Origin of the sequence: Acinetobacter sp. UBA2063, from assembly GCF_002333245.1 — a bacterium.
GTDB lineage: Bacteria > Pseudomonadota > Gammaproteobacteria > Pseudomonadales > Moraxellaceae > Acinetobacter > Acinetobacter parvus.
In genome coordinates this window covers 1-2,743 of record NZ_DDAH01000268.1, presented here as the reverse complement: position 1 = coordinate 2,743, position 2,743 = coordinate 1, and the positions used below count along the sequence as shown (strand labels likewise).

Annotated in this window: 2 protein-coding genes and 1 pseudogene; 2 read left to right on the top strand and 1 reads right to left on the bottom strand. The window is 45.5% G+C overall.

Going from position 1 to position 2,743, the window contains the following annotated elements; translation table 11 throughout:
* Nucleotides 1-443, bottom strand: a pseudogene (locus B4H32_RS12560) (DUF4198 domain-containing protein); the annotation flags it as partial.
* Between the two features lie 321 nt (nt 444-764).
* Here B4H32_RS12560 and B4H32_RS12555 point away from each other — a divergent pair.
* Both B4H32_RS12555 and B4H32_RS12550 read left to right on the top strand, forming a co-directional pair.
* On the top strand, nt 765-2,330 hold the full coding sequence (locus B4H32_RS12555) for a DUF2271 domain-containing protein (protein WP_004682610.1): 1,566 nt from the start codon (nt 765-767) through the stop codon (nt 2,328-2,330).
* 36 nt (nt 2,331-2,366) lie between these two features.
* A partial coding sequence (locus tag B4H32_RS12550) for a PepSY-associated TM helix domain-containing protein (RefSeq protein ID WP_286803358.1) occupies nt 2,367-2,743 on the top strand: 377 nt, incomplete at its 3' end.

Here is a 2,743-nt window from a genome sequence, read left to right as displayed (position 1 = left end):
TGAGGTGCCTTTTGTTCTGGATTGTCCCGCTTCTCTGGGTTGGCAGCCTGTGGTGGCATTGCATTCATATTTGCAGGACGGGGTGCGCGAACACGTAACCAACGACCATCAATCAGGGCATATTTGCTTGGCATCCCTGCCGCATCCTGAGTACGAATACGGTAAGTCCCTTCAGTCGACAGGTTAAATTCACCAATGTTGAATTTTTTTAACTCTGCTGCTGGGTTAATGGTTTCCGTTTTGCCATCTGGTGCTGTGACTTGGTAAGTAGTTTTAAAGTTACGGCTTGCCACGAAAAATTTTTCTACAGTAATTCCGCTTTGGAAACTTACATTGTCAGATTTGCTGTCAAATACTTCTGGTAATAAAAAAGGGCTGGCGGTATGGGCAAAGCCAAGGGTCGGCAGGGCAGCAAGTAAGGCAAGACCAAGCAAATGGCGCATAGAAAGAATTCCTAAATAATTAAACAAGATGCAAAAGAATTACTACAATTTACTTGATAACGAGTATCAGTTGCAATATTATTTCGATAAATTTTTACTCATTGTGCCGCCTGCTCAGGCATTCTGACTTAAAAATATTTCGCCTGTTTATGATTATTTAAAACTGTGAGGAAGTTATTGATTTTACTTAAAAATCAACATTATTTCTTTGCATGGCCTTAAATTGTAAACCTGAACAGGAATTCAGATAAAGTTAGTCATTTGCCATAAATCTTTCCAGTACGTTGATTTAGGCAAATCCTAGAGAATGGAACCCTGCGTATGTCATCAACTCAACTTTTTCGCCCAGTTCAGATAATCTTCCGTTTATCACCGTTGATGGCAGCCTTGGCTGTATTTATCTCGCCAATCACGGCAGTTCAAGCAGACGAAACAACCACAACTATAAATAAGCTGGAAGCACCTGTTCAGTTACCAAGCTATCGTTTTCATCAGGACCATGTTTTAGGAACCTCTTTAGATGTTGTGGTCACCACAGCAAACCAGAAAGATGCGGAAAAGGCCTTAGAGGCAATCCAGACTGAAATTGCCCGACTTGACCAGATTTTATCGGTTTGGCGTGATGACAGTGAAATTAGCCAACTGAACCGTGAACAAAAGATTTCGGCTTCATCAGAGCTGTATGATGTGATTGCAGCCTGTGAGCAATGGCGCAGTGCAACCTGTGGTGGCTTTGACGCACGTTTAGGTCAACTGATCAGCCTGTGGGAAAACAGCAATCAGGTGCAAAAGCTAGATGACCAGACGCAGGAAGCACTACTACAACAGCTAAAAACACAAAGTATTGAGCTAAATCCACAGACCAAACAAATTACGCTGGCTCCAGCCATTAAGGTGGCTCCAGATGCCTATGCAAAAGGCTATGTGATTGACCGTGCCTTGGTTGCGGCGCAGCAGGCTGTTCCACATTTGCAGGGTATCCTGATTGATATTGGTGGTGATATGCGTGTTTGGGGACAATCTCCACAACAGGCAGGCTGGAAAATTGGTATCCAGAATCCAAATGAACGTTTTGATAATGCCGCACCAGCACAGGTTCTCAATGTTAAGGATCAGGCTGTGGCATTTAGTGGTCAGGGTTATCGTGATCTTGCGGGACAATCTCATCTACTTAACCCGCAGACAGGTCAGCCTGTGCAAACAGTGGAACAGTGTGTGGTTGTGGGGCAATGCGCCGCTGATGCCGATGCCTTGGCAACCGCTTTAACTGCAATGCCTGCACATGAGGGAATTCAGTTGATTGAACAACTGGTGGGATATGAGGCGCAACTGGTCAGCACGGATGGTATACAGTATCAAAGTTCGGGCTGGTCAACACTGTTAGATGCCAATCAGCCAGCCATCATGCGCCATGTTGCGGCAGGTGGAGCGGCAACCGCATGGCCAAAAGGCTATCAGGCACAGATTGAAGTCAATATTCCAAAAATTGCGGTAGACAACTATCGTGCGCCGTATGTATCGGTATGGGTGACAGATGCCAATAAAAAACTGGTCCGTACCATTGCGGTTTGGGGTAAGGATGAAAAATGGATCAACTCCAACTATGTTTGGTGGCGCCGTTATGGCCGTCAAATGCCGAACCTGGATGCAGTGGCGAAGCCCTCACGTCAACCTGGTCAATATAAATTGGCCTGGGATGGCAAGGATGAACAGGGCAAGGCTGTGAATGCGGGTAAATATCTGATTCATATCGAAACCTCACGTGAGCATGGTGACCACTCTTATCAAACCATTGAGTTGGATGTTGCACCAAAAACCGCCACCCAAACGCTTCCTGCGCAGGCAGAAATTGGTATTGTTAAATTAAAGTTCCAACGTGGTGCTTAATTTAATTCCTTCCTGAATCCATGAGAGGCTTGTCTCTTGTATCAACGCCGTGATTTTTACCGCCATGCACGTTATGTGCATGGCTGGCTTTCTGCCTTTGCCTTTATTGTCCTGCTTTTCTTCTCCGCCACAGGGTTGTTACTGAACCATCCTGAATGGTTTAGCACCTCTAATCAGGAACAGACAGTCAAGCTTGACTTGCCTGAAAGTTTTGTTGAGACCGTTCAACAGCAGGAAAACCCCAGTCAAACTATCCTTGACTATGTACGTGAAAAACATTCGCTGGTTGGTCGCTATAAGAGTAGTGAGATACTGGATGGTGAGGTAATGATTCGTCTGGAAAGTCCAGCAGGCTCAACCGATGTGTGGGCGTTGCTCGATACAGGTGAGGTTGAGATCACGCAAAAACCTGC